The following is a 23,049-nucleotide window of genomic DNA, read 5'->3' as shown; positions in this document are numbered from 1 at the left end:
TTCAATGAAAAGAATGTTAATTAACGCAACTCAAAAAGAAGAGTTGCGTGTCGCTCTGGTTGATGGCCAGCGACTTTTCGATCTTGATATCGAGAGTCCAGGACATGAATCAAAAAAAGCGAATATCTACAAAGGACGTATCACACGTATTGAACCAAGCTTAGAGGCCGCATTCGTCGATTACGGTGCTGAGCGTCACGGTTTCCTCCCTCTCAAAGAAATTGCCCGCGAATATTTTCCAGAAGGTTACACCTACCAAGGCCGTCCAAGCATTAAAGAAGTGCTGACCGAAGGCCAGGAAGTAATTGTACAAGTGGAAAAAGAGGAACGTGGTAGCAAGGGCGCAGCTCTGACTACTTTCATTTCTCTAGCAGGTAGCTACCTTGTTCTTATGCCTAATAACCCTCGAGCTGGCGGTATCTCTCGCCGTATCGAAGGTGACGAGCGTACTCAACTAAAAGCTGCATTAAGCACATTAGAACTGCCACAAGGCATGGGTCTGATCGTGCGTACCGCAGGTGTTGGTAAGAGTGCAGAAGAACTTGAATGGGATTTGAACGTACTACTAAACCACTGGGGAGCGATCAAAGATGCATCAGACTCTAACCCTGCTCCATTCCTGATCCACCAGGAAAGTAACGTTATTGTTCGCGCAATTCGTGACTATCTACGTCGTGATATTGGTGAAATCCTCATCGATAGCAACACCATTTATGAGCGTGCAAAAGCGCACATTCAATTGGTTCGCCCTGATTTTATTAACCGAGTTAAGAAATACGACGGCGAAGTGCCACTGTTCAGCCACTACCAAATCGAAAGCCAGATTGAATCTGCTTTCCAACGTGAAGTGCGCCTGCCATCTGGTGGTTCAATTGTTATCGACCCAACAGAAGCATTGACTTCTATCGATATCAACTCTGCTCGCGCAACTAAAGGCGGAGATATCGAAGAGACAGCACTGAACACTAACTTAGAAGCAGCCGATGAGATCGCTCGTCAGCTACGTCTACGTGACCTAGGTGGTCTGGTTGTTATCGACTTTATCGACATGACACCTGTTCGCCACCAGCGTGAAGTAGAAAACCGTCTACGTGAAGCTGTTCGTTTAGACCGTGCTCGCGTACAAATTGGTCGTATCTCTCGTTTCGGTTTGTTGGAGATGTCTCGTCAACGTTTGAGCCCTTCTCTTGCAGAAGCGAGCCACCACATTTGTCCACGTTGTAGTGGTACGGGTGTTGTTCGTGACAACGAATCTCTAGCGCTTTCTGTTCTTCGTCTAATCGAAGAGGAAGCACTAAAAGACAATACTGCGCAAGTATTGGCTGTCGTCCCAGTGCCAATCGCCTCTTACCTGTTGAACGAAAAACGTCGTTCGGTTAACCACATCGAACGCATTCAAGAAGTGAAAATCACGGTTGTTCCTAACTCTGATATGGAAACACCGCACTTCGAAGTGATTCGTGTCCGTGAAGGCGAAGAATTTGATCTGATTTCTTACCTACTTCCTAAGAAACTGGAAGCGTTGAAAGAAGCAGAAGGTAAAGATCCTGTAGAAACGGACATCAAACCTAAACGATTAGAAGAACCAGTACTTAAGGGCTTTGCTGCACCTTCACAATCTGCACCTGCTCCAGCTTCTAAGCCAGCACCTGTGGCGAAGAAGAAGGAAAGCGAAGAAGTGAAGAAAGAAGCTTCACCTGGTCTGTTTAGCCGTTTATTCAAAGCGCTTGGTAGCTTCTTATTCGGCGGTTCTCAAGAAGTAAAAGAAGAGCCTAAGCAACAAGAAGAGAAAAAGCCTAGTCGCGACAACAAGCGTAACAAGCGAGATCGCAACGATCGCCGTCGTGGTAATCAACGTGATAACCGCGATAACCGCGATAATCGAGATAATCGAGATAACCGCGATAACCGTCGCCGTCGTAAGCCTCGCGACGAGCAAGCTACTGAGCAGAATGATACTCAGCAGCAACAAGCAGCTGGCCAAGCAACCGGCAATAAACCGCAAAACCGTAACCAGAAGCGTAAGCCTAAAGCTCAACAAGCAGAAAATGCTCAAGAGCAAAAAGCGAATGCAAAAGTAGCGGAAAAAGGCCTTCAACTTGCAGCCGAAGCTCGTTCTGAAACAAAACCAGAAAGCAGCAAAGCGAAGCCAAACGCTAGCGCTAAAGCAGAAAAAGTTAAAGAACGTCGCCAACGTCGTAAACTAAACAAATCTGTTCGCGTTAAAGATCAGCAGGCTGCTGAGCAAGCTGAAGAAACACTAGTTAAAGCTACTGAATCTGTTGAAGCACCAGTAGAGAAACCAGTAGTAGAAGCAGTAGAAACTCAGCAAGAAAACAAGCAAGCCGAGTCAAAGCAACGTCGTAATCGTCGTTCACCGCGTCACCTGCGTGCAAGTGGTCAACGCCGTCGTCGTGGTCGCGATCGTCGTCCTAACCCATTCCGCCTACGCAAAGGTGGTGTTGCCTCTCCAGAGATGGCAATGGGTAAAGTGATGCCACGTTACATTCCAAAACCAGCGCCTAAGAAGGAAGAGCAAGTTAAGGAAGAAGCAGTAGTCGCTGCAGTACCGGCAATGCAAGGTGGTTTCGCTTGTCCTGAAATGGCAATGGGTAAAGTGATTATCCGCCGCGAACTGCCAGTCGTTGCAGAGCCTAAAGCTCAAGAAGCGGTTAAAGTTGAAGCACCTGTTGTTGAACCAGTGGTTACTGAACCTGCTGTTGTTGAGCAAGCACCTGCGACACCAATCGTTGAAGAAAAGGCACCTGTTGTTGAAGTAACTCAACCAGTGGCAGAAACGACAACAGAGCAACCTGTAGAACCAGTAGTTGAAACTGTTGCCGAAACCACTGAAACGGTAGAAGTAGAAGAGGTGAAAGCACCAGCTCCTGCTGAAGTTCAAGAAATTGTCGTGGACGTGACCAAAGCGGTCGCTAAGCCAAACGCAAGTGCACCAATGACAAAAGCTCCGGGTCCTCAAGAGCTGCGTGAAATTGAAGTTGCTGCGGCGCCATTTAAAGCTGACCGCTACCAGCCTAAAGGCGCTGGTAGTCAAGTAGCGAAAAACCGAGCTTCTGCAGCGATGACTAAACCAAACTTCAACTAGTTTTGAGTTAGTAATTAGCTGAAAAGAAACTAAAAAGGCTGCCAAATGGCAGCCTTTTTTACTTTCCGCTGAATCAACTTTCATTGTTCAATTTAATATCAATGACCGATCACAATTGTGGGTCAATATACGTGTCATTCTTGAACTTAATCACACTTTTCGGTAGCATTCGCCGACTAAAGTTTTCGACACCATTCTAATGCCACTCCTTTACTACTCCGATTTACACTGAGTGAGCGGATGACAAACCCACCTCTCAGTGGCTTGTGCAAATAAGAATATGTGTCGGGATAAACTCATCTCAACGAGAACTTAAAACAAACATGTTCGAATTTCCGCAATTTTCAAAGCACTCTGTAAAAAATGATGTGCTCTCAGGTTTGACCGTAGCGTTAGCATTGGTTCCTGAAGCAGTCGCATTCGCATTCGTTGCTGGTGTAGACCCAATGGTTGGTCTTTACGCTGCATTTATCGTTGGCTTGATCACTTCTATCTTTGGTGGTCGCCCAGGCATGATTTCCGGTGCAACAGGCGCAATGGCCGTTGTAATGGTATCTCTTGTTGCCAGCCACGGTGTCCAATACCTATTCGCAGCGATTATGCTCGCGGGTATTCTTCAGGTTGCCGCTGGTCTGTTCAAGTTAGGTAAGTTTATCCGAATCGTTCCTCATCCAGTGATGATCGGCTTCGTAAACGGCTTAGCTATCGTTATCTTCCTGGCTCAACTTGGCCAATTTAAAGCGCCTGACATCAACGGCATTTTGACTTGGTTACCACAAGACCAGATGATGCTAATGCTTGGTTTGGTTGCACTGACAATGGCGATCATTCATTTCTTACCTAAAATCACAACAGCAGTACCATCTTCGCTGGTCGCTATCGTAACGGTTACCGCGCTAGTGGTTGGTTTGGATCTTGAAACCCGTACCGTCGTTGACTTCTTGCGCACAATGTCTGGTGATGAAGCAGCAACCCTAGCGGGCTCTCTGCCAACATTCTCTATTCCAATGGTGCCATTCACGCTTGAAACTCTGCAAATCATCTTGCCTTACGCGATTATTTTGGCTGCAATCGGTCTGATCGAGTCACTATTGACGCTGACAGTATTGGATGAAATGACAAACACACGCGGCCAGTCTAACCGTGAATGTATTGGCCAAGGCATGGCTAACATGACTTGTTCCGTATTCGGTGCGATGGGTGGTTGTGCGATGATTGGTCAATCGATGATCAACGTAAACTCAGGTGGTCGTGGTCGTCTTTCTGGTATCGTTGCCGCAGTTGCGTTGTTGATGTTTATTCTGTTCGCATCGTCGTTGATCGAGATGATTCCTCTCGCTGCACTTGTTGGTGTGATGTTTATGGTTGTCATCGGTACATTCGAATGGGCGACATTTAAACTGGCGCGCCGCGTACCAAAACAGGACTTCTTCGTTATCGTACTGGTTACTGTTGTGACCGTACTTACCGACCTGGCTGTTGCTGTAGGCGTCGGTGTTATCGCTTCAGCGCTTATGTTTGCCTGGCAGCATGCTAAGCACATCTACGCTGACACATGCCTGAACGAAGAAGGTTCAAAAGAATACAAAATCCACGGCCCTATCTTCTTTGGTTCTGCTGCGAACTTCCTTGAGCTGTTCAACGCGCAAGACGACCCGAAAGATATTATTGTCGACTTTGCTGACTCACGAGTGACTGACCACTCGGCGATAGAAGCGATTGAAACGCTGGCAGAACGCTACGCGGTTCTTGGCAAGACACTTCATCTGCGCCACTTAAGCCCGGACTGCCGTAAACTTCTCGATAAAGCGGGCAGTCTGGTAGAAATCAATGTTAAAGAAGACCCTAGCTACAAAGTTGCAACCGACTTGTTAGCGGGCTAATAGCATTGAAAAATAAATAGCAAAAGGGATGAGTCGAACTCATCCCTTTTTTATTTGGTTGGATATTATACCAATCGTAGTAAATACCTGGTCATTCTAGCGTGTTAAAATACTCGATAACTGCGTTATCATTTTTGATTGTAGAATAGCTACTTGTCGAAAAATTCTGCCTTGTTCTCAAGCATTTTTCCTACACTACTTCTGATCACTTACTTACTGTGATTGATATTAGAAGTTACAACTTCTTCAAAATGACTTCTGATGCCTCTTCAATTAAATCCAACACCAACTCGAAGCCATCGTCTCCACCGTAGTATGGGTCAGGAATTTCGTCATAGCTGGAATCAGAGTGGCTGAGAAACAACGAGAGTTTATGACGGTGTTCAACAGGACAACTATCCAAAAGATCAGCTAAATTGGCTTTGTCCGCCGCCAATACCATATCAAAGTACTCGAAGTCTTCACTTTTGACCTGACATGCTTTCATGCCTTTAAAAGAGTAGCCTCGCAGTTTACCTGCCGCCATCGCGCGCGTGTCTGGTGAATTTCCTGCGTGATAACCAATTGTCCCTGCGGAATCAACCTCTACCGTAACACCAAGCTCTTTTGCTTTCGCTCTCATTACCGCCTCTCCGGTCGGTGAACGACAAATATTTCCCATACAAACAACGAGTATTCTCTTCATTTTATTCCCTGAATTATCGGTGGTTTTTCTGAATCACTTGTTGATCTATCATAGCGACATAATACGACTAGCCCAAGTTAACACCGAACCTTGGGTGTAATAAAAGGAATTGAGGTACTGATATGTCTATCGAAGAAAATAAAGAAGCCCGTCACAAGGCTCGCCAACAGAAAGTGAAAGAACAGGTAGACGCTAAAATCGCGGCCGCCCAGGAAGAAAAAGGCCTGCTCCTGATTATTACAGGAAATGGCAAGGGTAAATCAACGTCTGGCTTTGGCACGGTAGCTCGTGCTGTAGGGCATGGTTTAAATTGCGCTGTAGCTCAATTTATTAAAGGCACTTGGGATAACGGTGAACGTAACCTGCTTGAGAAATTAGGTGTTGAATTTCAAGTTATGGCGACAGGCTTTACCTGGGAAACGCAAAACAAAGCGGCAGACACTGAAGCTGCGCAATTGGTCTGGCAAGAGTGTAAGCGCATGCTGCAAGACGAATCGCTCGATGTCGTTCTGTTTGACGAACTGACTTACATGGTGAGTTACGGCTACATAGATTTAGACGAGGTAGTAGAAGCACTCAACAATCGCCCTAAAATGCAGTCCGTTGTCATCACAGGACGTGGCGCGCATCGTACATTGATTGAAATGGCCGACACCGTATCTGAGGTGAAAAACGTGAAACACGCTTTCGAGTCCGGCGTAAAAGCCTTGAAAGGTGTCGATTGGTAGTTTGACGACTAGCCATAAAAATAAAAAGGGTTGGCAATATGCCAACCCTTTACTTATTGAATGAAGTTAGTTGAACAAGTTTTTCAGTAAACCATCAACCGCTTCTTTAGTCTTTTCGTCTTTTATCTTATCCGTCAGTTTCTCTACACCACGGTCAATTTCTTTTTGTGCTTTTTGTTTCAGCACATCATCGAATACCAGTTTGAATTTAGGGTCTGCCCACTTACCAGACACATTGATTGGTATCGTAATGTCTTTCAGCTCATCGATATTCTTACCACCTTGCCCTTCTAACGTGCCGACAATTGACGTACTGATAGTGAAATCGACGGTTTCGTTGAGGTAATTTGCTTTACCATTACCACGAACACGAAGCAGTGGTGACTGTGCTTTCATATCATCCGTTGATACTACGCCTTTGTTTAGCTTCAACGTCGCTGTCATTGCACTGAAGTCCGTTTTCTTCACTTCCTTCGTGCTTTCAACGGACTGACCTTTGAATTTTGCGTAGTTTTCTCGAATTAACTGTGCCACGTTAATGCCATGAACAGCACCATCAGCAAAGTTAATCGCCACTGTGCCCACTAGGTTCTGTTTAATACCAGTCGGTGTCAGGCTGCTGCCTTTTACATTGACGTCTATATTACCGGTACCTTCCAACTTATCATTGTCTGCAACATCCACTAATAACGGCTGTACTTTCACACCTTTAATCGTACTCGTGGCAATGTATGTCGCTGGCGTTTTACGAGCATCCAATTGTGCTTTCGCGTTAATCGTACCTTGATAGAGTTTCGAGCTGAATGAAGTGAGCTCAGCTACGCCACGGTTGACCGTAAAGCTTGCCTTCACGGCCTCCATTTTTGCGTTTGCCGCTTTGAATTTGTCTATCGAGATGTCACCTTTAACATCCAGCGTCTTCAGTGCTGACAAATCAGGTTCTACTTCAGGACCTGTTTGGCTGGCTTCGCTAGTTGATGCCGATTTGTCACCAGATTGTTGGTTTAGCCCCAGGAATTCATCCAAATCAATATTTGGACTATGCAGCGCAAAACGAACTTTCGGGATATCGCTCAAAGTCACATCCGCTTTGCCGTCTAGCTCGATAGCATTTGCTGTGAGCTTCTCCAACACAAAACTCAAGTGGCTTTTGTTCAGATCAAAAGACAAATCAGACAACATATCCACCTTCATTGGTGATTGAGGCAAAGTCTCACCTTCAAAAGTCGATTTAAGTGATAACTTGTCTAATTGTACTTTGCTGATCGCGTTGTCGATACTGAGCTGAGCGGCGCCTTGCATGTCCAACTTCATATCCGCAGCACTGCCTTTCAGGGCATAGCTAAGGTTATTAACGGTATCAAATGCAAAAGTATCCAAAGTGATGTTAGCCGATTCGATGTTGTTGCTTGGATCAGCGTAAGTGGCATCAAACTTGATGTTCTTTAGCTCGTAACTTGCAAGACCTTTAGCTAATTTAAAGTCCGCCTGACCTTGCGCGGTGAACTTCTGGTCATTCATCTCACCTTTTATACCGAAATCTGCTGTCGTCCAATTGTCAAAAGCAAATTCAGAAAGGTTGAGAGAAATATCATACAGCTTGGTGTAGCTGTCGGCTTGCTTATCCTGAATCTCTAAAGAACCATTAGATACGGTGACACCAGCAAGGTTGATCGCCCAATCAGAACCTGACTGCTGAGTTTCTGTGCTCTGTTCCGATGCAGCACTATCCGTTTGTTGCGATTGTTGCGCTTTTGTCAGAGCATCAATGTTTTTGCTGCCATCCTTCTTGGTTTCAAGATAAAACTCGGCACCATCAAGTGTGACATTGCCAATTTCCAACTGCTTGCTGAACAACGGAGTAACCGACACATCTACGCTCACGGTATCCACTTTGAACAGATTTGGCTGACTGAAGCCTTGTGGATTTCTTAGCTCCGTACGACCTAGCTCAAGACCAATGGACGGGAAGAATTGCCAGCTAAGATCCCCTTCTATCACTAACTCCAATCCCGTTTGTTTTTGGGCTTGTTCAACGATAAGGGGTTTAAATTGATTAGGGTTTACAAAAATAGTTAAAGCGAGAATCGCCCCAACGACTAGCACAACTGGTATTGCAATAATTAAGAGCAGTTTCTTCATTTGTTTATCCTTGCTCGTGTGTTTTTAAATTCATAATAGTTGATTTGTTCTATCGCTGACAGTTCCGTGAAAGCGTTAATTTATCCTTTATTGTAGTGCAACTGATTAATTTAAAAACAAAAAAAAGAAGTAACACCTAAGGTGCCACTTCTTTTTACAAAAATAAAGCGATATAGCTGTTTAGAGGCTTATGCTTTCAAAAGTCTTGCAATATGAGCTTTAAGTACGTCAATCGCGATGCGGTTTTTACCACCACGAGGAACAATGATATCCGCATATTGCTTAGAAGGTTCGATAAACTGCATGAACATCGGACGCACTGTCTGTTGATATTGCTTTAGAACGGATTCCATTGTTCGGCCACGCTCTTCAACATCGCGCTTAACACGACGAAGCAGACAGATATCTAACGGCGTATCCATAAATACTGTCGCGTGCATTAGGTCACGTAAGCGAGGATCAGTAAGAAGAAGAATACCTTCTAGAATAATGACCTTTTTAGGCGTCAATGTAGTGGTGTGACTTGTTCTGGTGTGCTCAGTGTAGCTGTACTCAGGTACTTCTACTGCTTCACCGCGAACCAACTTCTCAAGGTGCTCACACAGCAGATCGTGGTCTAACGCACTCGGGTGGTCGTAGTTAGTCTTTACTCGATCTTCCATGCTTAGGTGGCTTTGGTCGTTGTAGTAGCAATCTTCCGTGATGACACCGATTTGATGATCGCCTACTTTTTCGCGAAGCTCATTGTAAATGGTGCTCGCGATCAGACTTTTTCCAGAAGCAGAAGCGCCAGCAATACCTACGATGACGCAATGATTATTATCAGACATTAATTTGCACCCGATGATGATTTCTAGTGACATAAAAAGGTAAACCGCGTGATTATAGGGAGTTCACCTCTTAGTTACTAGCTGGAATTGGAGTTTAGTTGTAAGTTTCTAACCACCCGAAGGATTAACCTCCGGGCAAACGTTAAAATGCGCAACTTTCAACCACAATACTTAACAAACTTAGTTAAGAATTAATTCACCATTGTAAAACTGATTGCATCTGGCTTGGCTTTGCCTTGCCAATACATCGTGCTGCATACACGATCTGCTAGCTGTTTATAATAGCCTGCATGCTCGCTGTCCGGTCTTCTCGCAACCGTTGGGACCCCAGCATCAATGTCTTCTCGCATGGCGATATGCAATGGGATTTGACCTAACAGCGCTAAACCAAACTCCTGACACATTTTCTCAGCACCACCCATACCAAATATATGCTCAGTTGCTCCACATTGGCTACAGATGTGGTAGCTCATATTTTCAACCACACCCACAACAGGCACATTCACTTTGTTAAACATTGCTGCACCTTTACGTGCATCAGCCAATGCCAGGTCTTGTGGTGTCGTCACCAATACGGTTCCTGTTACTGGAATTTGCTGTGACAACGTAAGCTGTATATCCCCGGTACCTGGTGGCATGTCGATAACCAAGTAGTCCAACTCAGGCCAGTCGGTCTCGGTAAGCAATTGAGACAATGCTTTTGAGGCCATAGGACCACGCCAAATTGCCGCTTCAGACTTGTCCACGAGATAACCAATAGAATGAGTATAGATCCCATGAGCCAAAATAGGCTCCATCCATTTTGAATCACGAACTTCTGGTTTAGCATCTTCTTGACCAAGCATCATAGGGACCGAAGGACCATAGATGTCAGCATCCAGCAGACCAACTTTTGCACCGGATTGAGCAATCGCTAACGCTAAGTTTACTGCTGTGGTTGATTTACCTACGCCACCTTTGGCCGAACTGACCGCAATGATATTTTTTACGCCTTTAACGCTATTGGTCACGTGGGTTTCCAGCGCTTTAACACTCAATTCAATTTGAAACGCAAACTCAGGCACAGCCCCGGAGCTTTGCTGCTGCGTAACCCATTGGTGTAGCGAAGTTTTAAGCTCATTACTTGCAAATGGCAAAGTAATATCTACACCACCTTGTGCGGTTATCGTTACGACACCATTAATATCTGACCAATTTTCCACCAGCAATGGGTGTTGAAATTGATTAAACCAATCACAAAAATCTTGTTTTGAAGTGAACTGATGCATACGCCCTCCTTTTGAGTCCCATGCTACCACCGACCTATCGTAATCAGAACCCCAAAAAAACTAAGGCATTCCGCAGTTTGACACCTTGGAGTTAGTGAGCTCATGCGGTAGTATTATCCATCAAAAATCTTTATACCTATCAAGAAAAGCGAATATTAAGTATGGCAAACGATCCAAGACCTCTTTCTTCAAGAAAAATGCTGGTAACTTGTGCCCTTCCGTACGCTAACGGTTCGATCCACCTTGGCCACATGCTTGAGCATATCCAAGCGGACATTTGGGTTCGTTACCAACGCCTACGCGGCAACACTGTAAACTTCATCTGTGCTGACGATGCTCACGGCACGCCAATCATGCTTAAAGCGCAACAGATGGGTATTACTCCTGAAGAGATGATTGCCGCAGTTAGCGAAGAGCATCAAAAAGACTTTGCTGGCTTTGATATCAGCTTTGATAACTACCACAGCACGCACTCAGAAGAGAACCGCGAGCTGGCTTCGCATATCTACCTTGAGCTGAAGAAAAACGGCTTTATCTCTAGCCGCACTATTTCTCAGCTATTCGATCCAGAAAAAGAAATGTTCCTACCGGACCGTTTTGTAAAAGGTACGTGCCCTAAATGTAAGTCTGAAGACCAGTATGGTGACAACTGCGACAACTGTGGTGAGACCTACAGCCCGACAGAACTGATCAATCCTAAATCTGCCGTTTCTGGTGCAACTCCAGTAATGAAAGATTCTGAGCACTTCTTCTTCGACCTGCCTCAGTTTGAAAGCATGCTAAAAGAGTGGACTCGCTCTGGCTCTCTGCAATCTGAAACCGCAAACAAGATGCAAGAGTGGTTTGAATCAGGCCTGCAACAATGGGACATCTCGCGTGATGCGCCTTACTTTGGTTTCGAGATCCCAGGTGAGAAGAACAAGTTCTTCTACGTATGGCTAGACGCACCTATCGGCTACATGGGTTCTTTCAAAAACCTATGTGACAAGCGCGACGATCTAGACTTCGACGAGTACTGGAATAAAGACAGCTCAACTGAACTGTACCACTTCATCGGTAAAGACATTGTTTACTTCCACAGCCTATTCTGGCCAGCAATGCTAGACGGTTCTGGCTTCCGCAAGCCAAACAACGTATTCGTACACGGTTACGTAACAGTAAACGGTGCGAAAATGTCTAAGTCTAAAGGTACCTTCGTCAAAGCGAGCACTTACCTAGAGCACCTAGACCCAGAATGTCTGCGTTACTACTACGCTGCGAAGCTAAACAGCCGTATCGATGACCTGGACCTTAACCTTGAAGACTTCACTCAGCGCGTAAACGCTGACGTTGTGAACAAGATCGTGAACCTGGCATCACGTAACGCTGGCTTCATTGCAAAACGTTTTGAAGGCAAACTTTCTGACAACTTTGCAGAGCCTGAGCTGTACAACGAGTTCGTTGCTGCGGCTGACCGTATCGCTGAACTTTACGAAACGCGTGAATTTGGTCGTGCAATCCGTGAAATCACTGCGCTAGCAGACAAAGCAAACCAATATGTTGACGAAAAAGCACCATGGGTTGTGGCGAAGGAAGAAGGCAAAGATCAGGAACTACAAGAAATCTGTTCTGTGGGTATCAACCTGTTCCGCGTGCTGATGACTTACCTAAAACCAGTAATGCCAGCACTTGCTGCACGTACTGAAGCGTTCCTAAACCAAGAACTGACTTGGGAAAACATCGCTGCGCCGCTAACAGGTCACGAAATCACTAAGTTCAAAGCACTGTTCAACCGTATTGATCCTAAGAACATCGAAGCGATGATCGAAGCGTCAAAAGAAGATGCGGCGGCAGAAATGGCGGCGAAAGAGAAAGCCGAAGCAGAAAAGAACAAGGCTAGCCAAACTGAGCTAGACAAAGATCCAATCGCAGAAGAGATTGAGTTCGACGCTTTTGCTGCAGTCGATATGCGTATCGCTCGAATCATCTCTTGTGAAGAAGTACCAAAAGCAAACAAACTGCTTAAATTCCAGCTAGATATTGGTGGTGAAACTCGCCAAGTGTTCTCTGGCATCAAGTCAGCGTACAAACCTGAAGAGCTAGAAGGCAAGCTAACGGTAATGGTAGCAAACCTCAAACCTCGTAAGATGAAGTTTGGTATGTCAGAAGGCATGATCCTAGCAGCGGGCCCTGGTGGCAGCGACCTATGGATCCTTGAGCCACACGAAGGCGCTCAACCTGGCATGCGCGTAATGTAATCATTAACGCGTTAAAGCTAACGACCTTGATAAATCCCCGCCAAACTGGTGGGGATTTTTTGATCAATTTCACAATACTGTGCATTTATCGCACCAAAAACGAGCAAAAATAACAATATAGGTCTATCTGGCCCTGTTTATATGCACCATTGGTTGGGAATAATTTTTGCATGACTACCTTAGCTAGGTCTTAAGAACTAACAAGGAGTTAGTCATGTTTGTTTTGATTTCGACATTACTGTCTATAGTAATTCTCGCTGGTATTTACCATCTCTCATCAAAACGAGAGCAGCAACATGCAAGTAAATATCAGTTACTAACGCTACTACGTGATGTAGTGCACCTACTTCGTCGTCATCGTGCCGCGACACACTACTCTATTCAATTCAACAAAAATAAAGAACAGGAAATAGAGGATCTTAATCAGGCTTTGACTCAGAAACTGTATCTTCTTGTGGAATCATCTCGCTCAGAAAACAAGCCTATGTATCGAGTCTTACAGATAAACGTAAACAAAATGCTGGAGCAGTGGCAAGACAACAGTGTGGCTCGTAATCAGATGGAACATGGTAAGCTAATCCGTCACTGCCTGTTCTTGATGGATGAAGTCACCATAGCTTGGCTAGCTATTGAGCAAAGAGACGAACTCCATGACGAGTACCATATTAGCTGGCAGGCCATCATTGATAATCTCGAAACACTCACTCAGTTACGAATTTGTATCAGAGATTTTGATGATGTGTCCGATCAAGAGCGTTTAAAGAATACGGCCGCTATTATGCTTCGTAAGCTCAATCAATTAGCCGTAATCGCCCCACTCAGTATAGCGTCACCAGTCGCGGTGCGTTCTATACAGGCTCTCCACGACTATGTTGAAGATAGAGTCACAGGGCTGACCGAAGAGGAGCTATACAATATTACCTCGGATTTATCGTTGACGATTTTTAATACGTACGACCATGTACTTTCAACGATAGTTGAAGAACTTTACTTACCTCTTCCCAGACTCACACTAGCGTAATCGACACTACTGAAAAGAAGACAATAAAAAACCGCAGACTAAGTCTGCGGCTTTTCAGAACCATGAGTAAGTATTAAAACTTAGCTATCATCTTCGGTAAAGCTAGTTGGTAACTGCTTCTTCATTTCGTTCCAGATCAACGCGCTTTCGATACCGTAGTGACGAATAACAACAGGAAGCTGATCACGCTCCGCATTTTCACACGTTTCCAGAAGCTGACGGTAGAATTTCAACGCCAACTCGCGTGAAGCCGGATTTGAGAAGTAGTAGCTGCCGACACGGTCATACAGCTTTTTCAATCCGTTAAAGATAAGACCGTAAATCTGGTTGCCAGAATGGAATGCTAAACGCTGGAACAACATATAGTCGTAGAAGTTGAACGTTTTAGCGATAAGGATCTCTTGTCGCTTCGCCTCGTCTTTTTCGTTCTCTTCTTTAACGTTCTGCAGCACCTTGTCTGCATACGGAGAAGAGGCGATAAATTCATCCCAAGACGGGGCATTCATAAGCGCTTCACAAGACTCAATCACGTTCTTGATTGTACGCTCAGAGCTTTCTTTATTCATCTTGAACGCGTAACGCATGAAGATTGGGCTGATGTTGGTGCGTGCTGCAAGCAGATCTTCTACAATATTCGTTGCGTTATCGACATCCAGGGTCATCAACGTATCCAAAATATGCAGACCTGACGTCTCCATGAATTGGTTTACTTTTGTTGGTTTGCCATGCTGGATAGTCAACCATCCATCACGTGCTAATCGTTGAAGAACCTCTCGCAGCGTCGTGCGCGTAACACCGATCAGTTCAGACAGCTCACGCTCAGCAGGTAAAATTGAGCCTGGAGGAAAACGGCCGTTCCAAATGCTCTCGATAATGTACTTTTCTGCAAATCCAGCAGGGCTTTTCGCCTTTATGACCATTCTACGTTTTATCCAATATTGATTTTTGAGGGTCGATACTACTCATCATACCACTAGTTAACGGTTTGAGAAAACTAACGAAGAATATTTGAAACACCCCACAAGTAGAGCAAAAACTCTACAGTTAGTCTCAATAGTGAATCATCGTTAACGTACCTATAACAAGTAAAACCAACATTTTACTTAAAAAGTACTAGTCATAATTTCCCTGAAAGTAACGAAACTTTCGTCACATTTTTATATTCAGAATATGAAAAATTAATTTGTATCCACTCAATAAATTTCTCAGTTAAATTATATTTTTTCGTATCTAGTCATCATTTAGAATCCCAAAAGGAGTTTTCTAAAACTTTCATGATATAATAATGCACGTTCGCTCGCGCTCTTACATTAAAAAAGTTGTTTAAGTCAGAAGCCTTAAGCTTTGTTATTGACTAATAAAAACCTGCGTGTAGAGTTTGCGATCGAAAGTGAGCGGTGCTTAAGTTCAAAGGAAGTAACTTGGCAAGACTACAATAAAACAAAGGATTGTTGTTTTACTAAGTTACTGTTTTAAAAGACTAGCTAATAAGTCTAACAAACAAGTACTTATGCACTATTTCGTAGTGTCTATTCATAAATTTATTATAAAGAGATTTATCATGCCGATATCGCTCGGAAACGCTTTTATCAAGAACTTTCTAGGTAAAGCGCCTGATTGGTACAAAGTTGCCATTATAGCCTTCTTAATAATTAACCCTCTTGTTTTCTTTTTTGTCAGTCCATTTATTGCAGGTTGGTTGCTGGTCGCTGAATTTATTTTCACGCTAGCAATGGCATTAAAATGCTATCCACTACAACCGGGTGGTTTACTAGCAATAGAAGCCATAGCAATTGGGATGACTAGCCCTGCACAAGTGAAGCATGAATTGGTAGCGAATATTGAAGTGTTACTACTTCTAATATTCATGGTTGCTGGCATTTACTTCATGAAACACCTTCTGCTGTTTATTTTTACCAAAATATTACTTGGCATTCGCTCAAAAACGCTACTGTCACTCGCATTCTGTTTTGCTGCGGCATTTTTGTCCGCGTTCTTGGATGCACTGACCGTTATTGCCGTTGTTATCAGCGTAGCAGTGGGCTTCTACTCGATTTACCACAAAGTGGCTTCAGGAAACCCTATTGGTGACCATGACCATACACAAGATGACACCATCACCGAGCTGACTCGTGATGACTTAGAAAACTACCGCGCATTTTTACGTTCATTGCTGATGCACGCAGGTGTGGGTACCGCACTTGGCGGTGTAACCACTATGGTTGGTGAACCTCAGAACCTGATTATTGCCGACCAAGCGGGTTGGTTTTTTGGTGAATTCCTGATTCGTATGTCGCCAGTTACTTTACCTGTACTCTTCTGTGGCCTCATTACTTGTGCGCTCGTAGAAAAACTAAAAGTCTTTGGATATGGCTCAAAACTGCCAAATAATGTTCGCCAAATTCTCGTGGACTACGACCGCGAAGAGCGTAAAACTCGAACCAAACAAGACGTGGCGAAGCTATGGGTGCAGGGCTTTATCGCAGTATGGCTAATTGTGGCTCTCGCACTACACTTAGCGGCAGTTGGTCTGATTGGTCTGTCGGTGATAATTCTTGCGACCTCGTTTACTGGTGTTATTGATGAGCACTCGATGGGTAAAGCGTTTGAAGAAGCTCTACCTTTTACCTCCCTACTTGCGGTGTTCTTCTCTATCGTTGCCGTCATCATCGACCAACAGCTATTTAAACCCGTTATTGATGCCGTACTTGCTGTAGAAGACAAAGGGACACAGCTCGCTCTGTTCTATGTCGCCAACGGCTTACTATCCATGGTTTCGGACAACGTGTTTGTTGGTACGGTTTACATTAACGAAGTGAAAACCGCTCTTGTTGAAGGCTTGATTACTCGTGAGCAGTTCGATTTGCTGGCTGTGGCTATCAACACAGGTACTAACCTGCCTTCAGTTGCAACGCCAAACGGACAAGCAGCGTTCCTATTCTTGCTGACTTCAGCACTTGCACCACTTATTCGCCTTTCTTATGGTCGAATGGTTATCATGGCATTGCCTTATACCGTAGTGTTGGCAATTGTAGGTCTGATGGGGATTATGTTCTTCTTAGAACCAGCAACCGCGTCTTTCTACGAAGCGGGCTGGATAACTCTGCACAATGTTGATTTAACTCCAGCAGTATCTGGTGGACATTAATATTTAAGTTGATTAAGAAACTTATACACGATAAAAAGCTCTGAGTAATCAGAGCTTTTTATTTTCAGACAGGATTGAAACCGTGAATATTTTTAGATCACTAAACCAGTTTTCCAAGGGGCGCTTATCTTGGATGCTTCTTCTCTTGTTTATCATTTTCTTTGAAGCATGTGCCCTCTACTTTCAGCATGTCATGATGTTGGCACCATGTGTAATGTGTATTTACGAGCGAGTGGCTATGCTAGGCATAGGCGGAGCTGCAATTATCGGATTTATTTCACCGAGTAACCCACTCTTCCGATGGCTAGGTCTGATCGCATGGGGACTTAGTGCCTACAAAGGCTTGTTGCTTGCGCTACAGCACGTCGATTATCAGTTCAATCCATCGCCATTTGCTACCTGTGACGTATTCGTGACTTTCCCAAGCTGGGCACCGTTAAACCAGTGGGCACCTTGGATGTTTGAAGCCTATGGCGATTGTTCTGAGATTGTGTGGCAGTTCTTAACGCTATCCATGCCACAATGGTTAGCAGTTATTTTTGCAGGTAATCTGGTCTTTCTCGCTCTGGTCGTGATTGCTCAGTTTTTCCCAGCAAGACGTAAGAACCCAATTCTTTAAAACATAAACCCAAATAACGACAAAGCCGACCTCGTGGTCGGCTTTATTAATCTTCGGTATTAAATCAGAACAACCTGATTACTTACCACAACACTGCTTGAATTTTTTGCCACTCTCACATGGACAAGGATCGTTACGACCCACACCTTTAAATGGATTGAGACTCTTTGCTTTGTTCCCAACCATGAGCTCGTCTGCACCCAATGCCGCCTCACTGATCATCAAGTCAAGTTGATCAATCAAATCACTCAGTGCCGGCGGATTTTCAATACCTGCATCACGCATCTGTTGTTGAGTCGTAGATTCATCGATCGCTAGCATCATCGTCGTGAGCAAAGCTTGCAGCATGCGCTGTAAACCGTCATTGAGCTCGGTACCTTGCCACTGTTCTTCAATCATCGGCCAAACCGACATGAATCCTTCAGCGAAATCAGCCAGTTGCTCGGAATTATTGTCTGTAAGAGCAAGTACTGAATACTCGTTACGCAGAATGCGGTTGTGCTGCTTGTGAATCTGCTCTTCAACCACAGGTTGAATGGCTTTAAAGTCAGCGCCTAGTAGCGGCTCTAACCAAGTCTCTGGTGCCAAGGGCTTAGTGGTCAGGTTTGCAGCTAACACAGCCCCTTCAATAAACAGTGAAGATTCATCTAGTTGAACCTCACCCTTCTCAATCAATGTATATTGCATGACATCTGGTTTCCCATAAATTTGCCGGCATTATACCCCAGAGCTTTAACTCAAGTAACCTCGGCATACCGGTTTGATAAGTTTGCGTGCTTCGAGTCTTTTAATGACAAACTAGGCTTACATCGCTACAATCGCCCTCCTTTTATCACCAAACTGTACTAGGCAAACTATGCGAGTTGTATTAGGCCCAATGGAAGGCGTTTTAGACCATTTGATGCGCCAAATTTTGACCGAAATAAACGACTATGATCTCTGCGTTACTGAATTCGTTCGAGTTATCGATCAGTTATTACCGGATCACGTATTTCATCGTTTGTGTCCGGAGCTTCTGCAAGGGTCTCAAACTGCATCTGGTGTACCAGTACATGTTCAATTGTTAGGTCAAGAACCAAACTGGATGGCCGAGAACGCTATCAAAGCGGCTGAGCTTGGCGCTCGTGGTATCGATATCAACTTTGGCTGCCCAGCAAAAATGGTGAACAAAAGTAAAGGTGGCGCAGCACTTCTTCAACATCCAGAGTTGATTCACCAAGTCGTAAAAGCATGCCGTGAAGCGGTTCCTGAAAACATCCCGGTTAGCGCGAAAATCCGCCTGGGTTGGGAAAACCCTGAAGATTGCTTTGAGATTGTCGATGCGATCCAGTCGGCCGGTGCAAATGAACTAACGGTCCACGCTCGCACAAAGCAAGGCGGCTATAAAGCATCGGAGATCAAATGGGAATACATTACGAAGATCCGCGAGCGATTCTCTATTCCATTAATTGCTAATGGGGAAATCTGGAACCACGAAGATGGTCAACGCTGCATTGAAACCACAGGTGTTGATTCCCTCATGGTTTGCCGAGGCGCATTTAACATTCCAAATTTAGGCAATATGGTTAAACACAACCACCAGCCTATGTCCTGGCCGGAAGTAGTTGAATTGCTGATTTACTACTCTAAGTTCGAAATGAAAGGCGACAAAGGGCTGTACTACCCGAACCGAGTTAAACAATGGTTCGCTTATTTGCGTCAATCTTACCCAGAAGCACAAGATTTGTTCCGTGAAATCCGCACCTTTAATAAAGCCGCACCCATCGTTGAACATATTCAACGATATCGCGATGAATTGGTGCAAGCGACATCAAAAGTGGCTTAAGTCTTTAAACATTCAAAAGGGCGACAATTCGCCCTTTTTTACATCCATTTCAGCACGCATAACAAATTTGATTTTTTCCGCTATGCTTTGCCTGATACAACTTTTCATCCGCCGCTTTAAACAACTCATCAAAGCTTTTATCTCCGCCTTCTGAACAGAAAACAACGCCTCCTGACACGGTGAATCCACTGCTAGTGACACGCGTCGAGCGCTCTACGATGGTTTTTCTTACTCGTTCGAGTATCCTCATCATCGACTCACTGTCTTCGCCATATATCGCTAACACAAACTCTTCGCCTCCAAAACGAGAGGCCACATCGGTATGGCGTATATTCTCACGTATACACTTAGCGACAAGTTGAATGGCAATATCACCCACATCGTGACCGTAATTGTCATTAATTGCTTTGAAGTTATCGATATCAAAAACCGCTAATGCAACCTTCTGTTTGGTCATTTTATTGCGCCAAACCGCTTCCATCCCTCGACGGTTCAATAACCCGGTCATCGGGTCTTTTGCAGCAAGATCTTTAAAATAACGTCGTTCAGTGTGCATATTGACGTAAAAAATCACGATAGTGCACAGAACATAAATAAACAGCGCGACAATAATGCTGTACTTTTGTAACACGACTAAGTTTTTAATCTCGCTCCACAAATCGTACTCATAATAAAGGCTATGATTGGCGCTCAAACGCTCTAGATCAATGGGTTTAATTCGAACGGCATTGTTAGGAAGCGCTTCAATGTTCGAAACTAAATGCAACTTGCCCGCAAAACGCGCCGAGCTGTTAAGCAATAAATCCAAATTAAAGTCGATAGACAACGCACCTTGGTGAACACCGTTCTCATAGTAAGGCACTGCCAATGTAATAACTTTCCCTTGCATCGAATCTAGGATTGGCCCCGGCCCAGCTAAAGTAATATTAACCTTGTCCTGAGCGGTTTTTTGCCAGAATGGACGTGCCTTCAATGTTAATAAAAGCTCTTTTGTGACGTTCTTCGCGTAGGTGTCAGGCGACGAAATAATGTATCCGCGCTTATCAATGTAATGGATGCCAACTATGTGAGGCTCTATATCATGAAGAAAAGACAGCGATGGTGCGAAGCCCGCTTTTTGTTCTGCTAATTTGTTAATTTCAGAGCCTTTTTCACACAATTTCTCAATACCCACAAGCATGTAATCAAGCTCGGACGGCGGATTACCTTCATCAACTTCTTGTACCCGAGACATTTGAATGGGCCAAATGTAGCAAAAGCCGTCTTTCACTAAGTAACTATGACCGCCAGATAATGGGTTCTCTTTATTGGTAAAGTTACTGAAACTGTAATCAAGTGCAGTGAGAACCTTCATACCGCGAACGATCGCACGCTCAATCCGCGCATACTCACTATCTAAGTTGCGGTTAACCGCGTCGTAATAGTTTTTGGCACTGACAAGTAACACCACCACAAATAAAGTAAGCGGGAAAAAAATAACAAATGAGTTGCTAAAACGTCTTTTATTAAACATTCAGTACCATAAGTAAGAGGATGGATGTTGAAGTGAACGAACATATTCAACTACTTTAATAAAGGTAGACAAAAGTGTCACTTTAGCCGCCATATTTTACCGCTCTCCGCAGGAAGATTAATGCTAAGGCTATTCTTATAATCAATGACTTCACGGTCATCCAATATGTTGTGCAAGCTTTTCGCACTCAGACCTAACTGCCATAGTGGTAGCTCAATACTCACCGCTTTTTCACTGGTGTTGATTGCAACAATGACCGCTTCGTCTTTCAACTGTCTCGCATATACCAACGCGTCATTATGGCAATAAAGCCATTGAATACTGCCGGATTGTAGGCATTTGAACTTTTTACGAATCTCTATCCAGCGTCGATAAATACCCAACCATTCAGAGTTCGCCACTTCATGCCAAGGGAAACAACGTCGGTTATCAGGATCTAATCCGCCTTCCAGCCCAACTTCGCTGCCGTAATAAAGGCAAGGTGTACCGACATAAGTCATTAACAAAGTTAGCGCGATGTGCATTTTGTCTTCGCTACGGCTTACAAGAGTGATGAATCGCGCCGTATCATGGCTATCAAGTTGATTGAGTTGGGATAGCTGGTTCGCAAATGGAATCTTCATTCTTGCTTCATCTAACCACTCTTTGAACTCTAATGCATTGATCTGGATAGGATCGTACATGATATCTTGCTTGGCAATAAATGCTCTTACGGGATGAGCAAAGCCGTAATAATTCATTGCTCCATCTTCTTGATCACCCTGTAGCCACTGAGTTGCCTCAAAAAAATGTTCTCCAAGGACATAGGCATTCGGGTTCACCGACTTTGTCGCTTTACGGAACGCTTCGACGTAATGAGCGTTATTTTTTGCTCCTTCTCCCTCTCCGAGCATATGAATCACATCAAAGCGCCAGCCATCAACAGAGTAAGGGGCTTTTAGCCAGTGTTTGATCACCGCGTGTTTGCCTTGATAAATGTAATCCCGCACCTCTTTATTCTCGAAGTTCAACACAGGTAAACTGCTGATACCTTTCCAGCCGATGTAATGATTGCTGTCATCGTCAAAGAAATAGTAATTGCGATACTTCGAGGCAGGATGGCCATATGCCCCATCACCTTCCATTTTCACATCAAACCAAGGATGGTGAACTGAAGTGTGATTAAATACTGCATCCAAAACAATTTTCATTTGTTTAGAACGTATCTTGTTGCACAACTGAGCAAACTGCTCATTGCTTCCAAACATTGGGTCTATGTTGAAATAGTCAGTGGTGTCGTATTTATGGTTACTCGGAGAGCGGAAGATCGGATTGAAATACAAAGCTGTCACGCCCAGATTTTCAAGATAATCCAGCTTCTGCTCAACGCCGTTCAGGTCGCCACCAAAAAACTCTTTGGCTCCGGTATTCTGGTGCTCCCCAACCGCTTCCCCCCATGACTTTACTATCGCTTCAGGATTGTATTCGCCGTAGGCATGTCGAATCGATTTTTCATCCTTACTTGGAGCAAAACGGTCTGGAAAAATTTGGTAGAAGATCTGCTGTTGTACCCATGTAGGTGGCTGGTTATTCACATTCAATTTAAAGTGAAACTCTTTTGGCGGAATACGCGACTGTACGCCTCTTCCATCCAGCCAAAACTGCTGCTCGCCCAGAACGAGCTTAAATACGTAGTGAGAGACATCTCGGTCCTTATTAGGGGCAAAGGTTGCTTTCCAGAGTTTTAGTTCTCCAGAAGTTCCCGCCGGATGCATTTCAGTCAGATATTCTTCGTTATCAGGCTCGGAGCGAACATAGACACGATCAAAATCCAGGCTCTCCGTCTTAAGCGTGACTGTTATAGCTTCTTCGTTGAAAGAAAGACCATCCAACGTCTGACTGTGGAAAATGAAAGGAAGGGTCATAGCAAATATTCCTGTAGCGGGCATATGCGATGACTTTACTATAGCCAGAATAAAAATCCTCCTTGTGAAACGGTCCGTTAGTCACGTTTCTCAAGGAGGATCACGTTCGGTAGGTATCATTAACCATAACCGAAGTCAGG

The 23,049-nt window shown here is 44.4% G+C and carries 16 protein-coding genes; 8 read left to right on the top strand and 8 right to left on the bottom strand.

From position 1 onward, the window contains the following. Positions 1-4 precede the first annotated feature (4 nt). A complete protein-coding gene (gene rne, locus V1U08_RS17105) occupies positions 5-3,106 on the top strand; it encodes a ribonuclease E (RefSeq protein ID WP_330471073.1) in 3,102 nt (1,033 codons plus the stop codon). A gap of 323 nt (positions 3,107-3,429) precedes the next feature. Further along, positions 3,430-4,989: a SulP family inorganic anion transporter gene (locus V1U08_RS17100; RefSeq protein ID WP_014232500.1), complete on the top strand. Its 1,560-nt coding sequence runs from the start codon at positions 3,430-3,432 to the stop codon at positions 4,987-4,989. A gap of 235 nt (positions 4,990-5,224) precedes the next feature. Here V1U08_RS17100 and V1U08_RS17095 read toward each other — a convergent pair whose 3' ends face one another. Further along, a complete protein-coding gene (locus V1U08_RS17095) occupies positions 5,225-5,674 on the bottom strand; it encodes a low molecular weight protein-tyrosine-phosphatase (RefSeq protein WP_330471072.1) in 450 nt (149 codons plus the stop codon). 122 nt (positions 5,675-5,796) lie between these two features. On the opposite strand from V1U08_RS17095, the gene cobO reads away from it, so the two are divergent. After that, entirely contained in the window at positions 5,797-6,402 is a 606-nt protein-coding gene (gene cobO, locus V1U08_RS17090) for a cob(I)yrinic acid a,c-diamide adenosyltransferase (RefSeq protein ID WP_014232502.1), read from the top strand. A 66-nt stretch (positions 6,403-6,468) separates the two neighbouring features. On the opposite strand, the gene V1U08_RS17085 is transcribed toward cobO, so the two are convergent. From V1U08_RS17085 to apbC, 3 genes are all read right to left on the bottom strand, one after another. Continuing rightward, positions 6,469-8,544, bottom strand: a complete 2,076-nt coding sequence (locus tag V1U08_RS17085) for an AsmA family protein (protein ID WP_330471071.1) — start codon at positions 8,542-8,544, stop codon at positions 6,469-6,471. A 188-nt stretch (positions 8,545-8,732) separates the two neighbouring features. Further along, a complete protein-coding gene (gene udk / locus V1U08_RS17080; RefSeq protein ID WP_014232504.1) occupies positions 8,733-9,374 on the bottom strand; it encodes a uridine kinase in 642 nt (213 codons plus the stop codon). Positions 9,375-9,565: 191 nt separating this feature from the next. Further along, the gene (gene apbC / locus V1U08_RS17075; protein WP_329350801.1) at positions 9,566-10,642 is read right to left on the bottom strand and encodes an iron-sulfur cluster carrier protein ApbC; all 1,077 of its coding nucleotides are present in this window, start codon (positions 10,640-10,642) and stop codon (positions 9,566-9,568) included. Between the two features lie 161 nt (positions 10,643-10,803). On the opposite strand from apbC, the gene metG reads away from it, so the two are divergent. Next, a complete protein-coding gene (metG, locus tag V1U08_RS17070; protein WP_330471070.1) occupies positions 10,804-12,879 on the top strand; it encodes a methionine--tRNA ligase in 2,076 nt (691 codons plus the stop codon). 214 nt (positions 12,880-13,093) lie between these two features. Further along, complete coding sequence (locus tag V1U08_RS17065; protein WP_014232507.1) at positions 13,094-13,900, top strand: hypothetical protein; 807 nt, start codon at positions 13,094-13,096, stop codon at positions 13,898-13,900. 80 nt (positions 13,901-13,980) lie between these two features. On the opposite strand, the gene fadR is transcribed toward V1U08_RS17065, so the two are convergent. Beyond that, complete coding sequence (fadR, locus tag V1U08_RS17060) at positions 13,981-14,820, bottom strand: fatty acid metabolism transcriptional regulator FadR (RefSeq protein ID WP_014232508.1); 840 nt, start codon at positions 14,818-14,820, stop codon at positions 13,981-13,983. A gap of 641 nt (positions 14,821-15,461) precedes the next feature. Here fadR and nhaB point away from each other — a divergent pair. After that, positions 15,462-17,048, top strand: coding sequence for a Na(+)/H(+) antiporter NhaB (gene nhaB / locus V1U08_RS17055; protein WP_014232509.1), 1,587 nt, complete (start codon positions 15,462-15,464; stop codon positions 17,046-17,048). Positions 17,049-17,130: 82 nt separating this feature from the next. Continuing rightward, on the top strand, positions 17,131-17,667 hold the full coding sequence (gene dsbB, locus V1U08_RS17050; protein WP_024372816.1) for a disulfide bond formation protein DsbB: 537 nt from the start codon (positions 17,131-17,133) through the stop codon (positions 17,665-17,667). A gap of 78 nt (positions 17,668-17,745) precedes the next feature. On the opposite strand, the gene V1U08_RS17045 is transcribed toward dsbB, so the two are convergent. Next, a complete protein-coding gene (locus tag V1U08_RS17045) occupies positions 17,746-18,354 on the bottom strand; it encodes an SEC-C metal-binding domain-containing protein (protein WP_118118961.1) in 609 nt (202 codons plus the stop codon). 169 nt (positions 18,355-18,523) lie between these two features. On the opposite strand from V1U08_RS17045, the gene dusC reads away from it, so the two are divergent. Beyond that, positions 18,524-19,492 (top strand): tRNA dihydrouridine(16) synthase DusC, encoded by a 969-nt coding sequence (dusC, locus tag V1U08_RS17040; protein WP_020335657.1) that lies wholly within the window; start codon positions 18,524-18,526, stop codon positions 19,490-19,492. Positions 19,493-19,541: 49 nt separating this feature from the next. Here dusC and V1U08_RS17035 read toward each other — a convergent pair whose 3' ends face one another. Both V1U08_RS17035 and malZ read right to left on the bottom strand, forming a co-directional pair. Then, complete coding sequence (locus tag V1U08_RS17035) at positions 19,542-21,005, bottom strand: sensor domain-containing diguanylate cyclase (RefSeq protein ID WP_020335658.1); 1,464 nt, start codon at positions 21,003-21,005, stop codon at positions 19,542-19,544. A 77-nt stretch (positions 21,006-21,082) separates the two neighbouring features. Beyond that, positions 21,083-22,909 (bottom strand): maltodextrin glucosidase, encoded by a 1,827-nt coding sequence (gene malZ / locus V1U08_RS17030; protein WP_330471069.1) that lies wholly within the window; start codon positions 22,907-22,909, stop codon positions 21,083-21,085. Between the last annotated feature and the right edge of the window lie 140 nt (positions 22,910-23,049).

Source organism: Vibrio sp. YYF0003, from assembly GCF_036350715.1.
Lineage (GTDB): Bacteria > Pseudomonadota > Gammaproteobacteria > Enterobacterales > Vibrionaceae > Vibrio > Vibrio natriegens.
Note: the sequence above shows the minus strand (reverse complement) of the source record. Positions and strands in the feature narration are given on the sequence as shown.

Coding starts and splice junctions, on each gene's coding strand:
- V1U08_RS17065 (WP_014232507.1), top strand. CDS start 13,094: ATGTTTGTTTTGATTTCGACATTACTGTCTATAGTAATTCTCGCTGGT.
- malZ (WP_330471069.1), bottom strand. CDS start 22,909: ATGACCCTTCCTTTCATTTTCCACAGTCAGACGTTGGATGGTCTTTCT.
- nhaB (WP_014232509.1), top strand. CDS start 15,462: ATGCCGATATCGCTCGGAAACGCTTTTATCAAGAACTTTCTAGGTAAA.
- V1U08_RS17095 (WP_330471072.1), bottom strand. CDS start 5,674: ATGAAGAGAATACTCGTTGTTTGTATGGGAAATATTTGTCGTTCACCG.
- cobO (WP_014232502.1), top strand. CDS start 5,797: ATGTCTATCGAAGAAAATAAAGAAGCCCGTCACAAGGCTCGCCAACAG.
- V1U08_RS17045 (WP_118118961.1), bottom strand. CDS start 18,354: ATGCAATATACATTGATTGAGAAGGGTGAGGTTCAACTAGATGAATCT.
- dusC (WP_020335657.1), top strand. CDS start 18,524: ATGCGAGTTGTATTAGGCCCAATGGAAGGCGTTTTAGACCATTTGATG.
- V1U08_RS17085 (WP_330471071.1), bottom strand. CDS start 8,544: ATGAAGAAACTGCTCTTAATTATTGCAATACCAGTTGTGCTAGTCGTT.
- fadR (WP_014232508.1), bottom strand. CDS start 14,820: ATGGTCATAAAGGCGAAAAGCCCTGCTGGATTTGCAGAAAAGTACATT.
- V1U08_RS17035 (WP_020335658.1), bottom strand. CDS start 21,005: ATGTTTAATAAAAGACGTTTTAGCAACTCATTTGTTATTTTTTTCCCG.
- udk (WP_014232504.1), bottom strand. CDS start 9,374: ATGTCTGATAATAATCATTGCGTCATCGTAGGTATTGCTGGCGCTTCT.
- apbC (WP_329350801.1), bottom strand. CDS start 10,642: ATGCATCAGTTCACTTCAAAACAAGATTTTTGTGATTGGTTTAATCAA.
- rne (WP_330471073.1), top strand. CDS start 5: ATGAAAAGAATGTTAATTAACGCAACTCAAAAAGAAGAGTTGCGTGTC.
- V1U08_RS17100 (WP_014232500.1), top strand. CDS start 3,430: ATGTTCGAATTTCCGCAATTTTCAAAGCACTCTGTAAAAAATGATGTG.
- metG (WP_330471070.1), top strand. CDS start 10,804: ATGGCAAACGATCCAAGACCTCTTTCTTCAAGAAAAATGCTGGTAACT.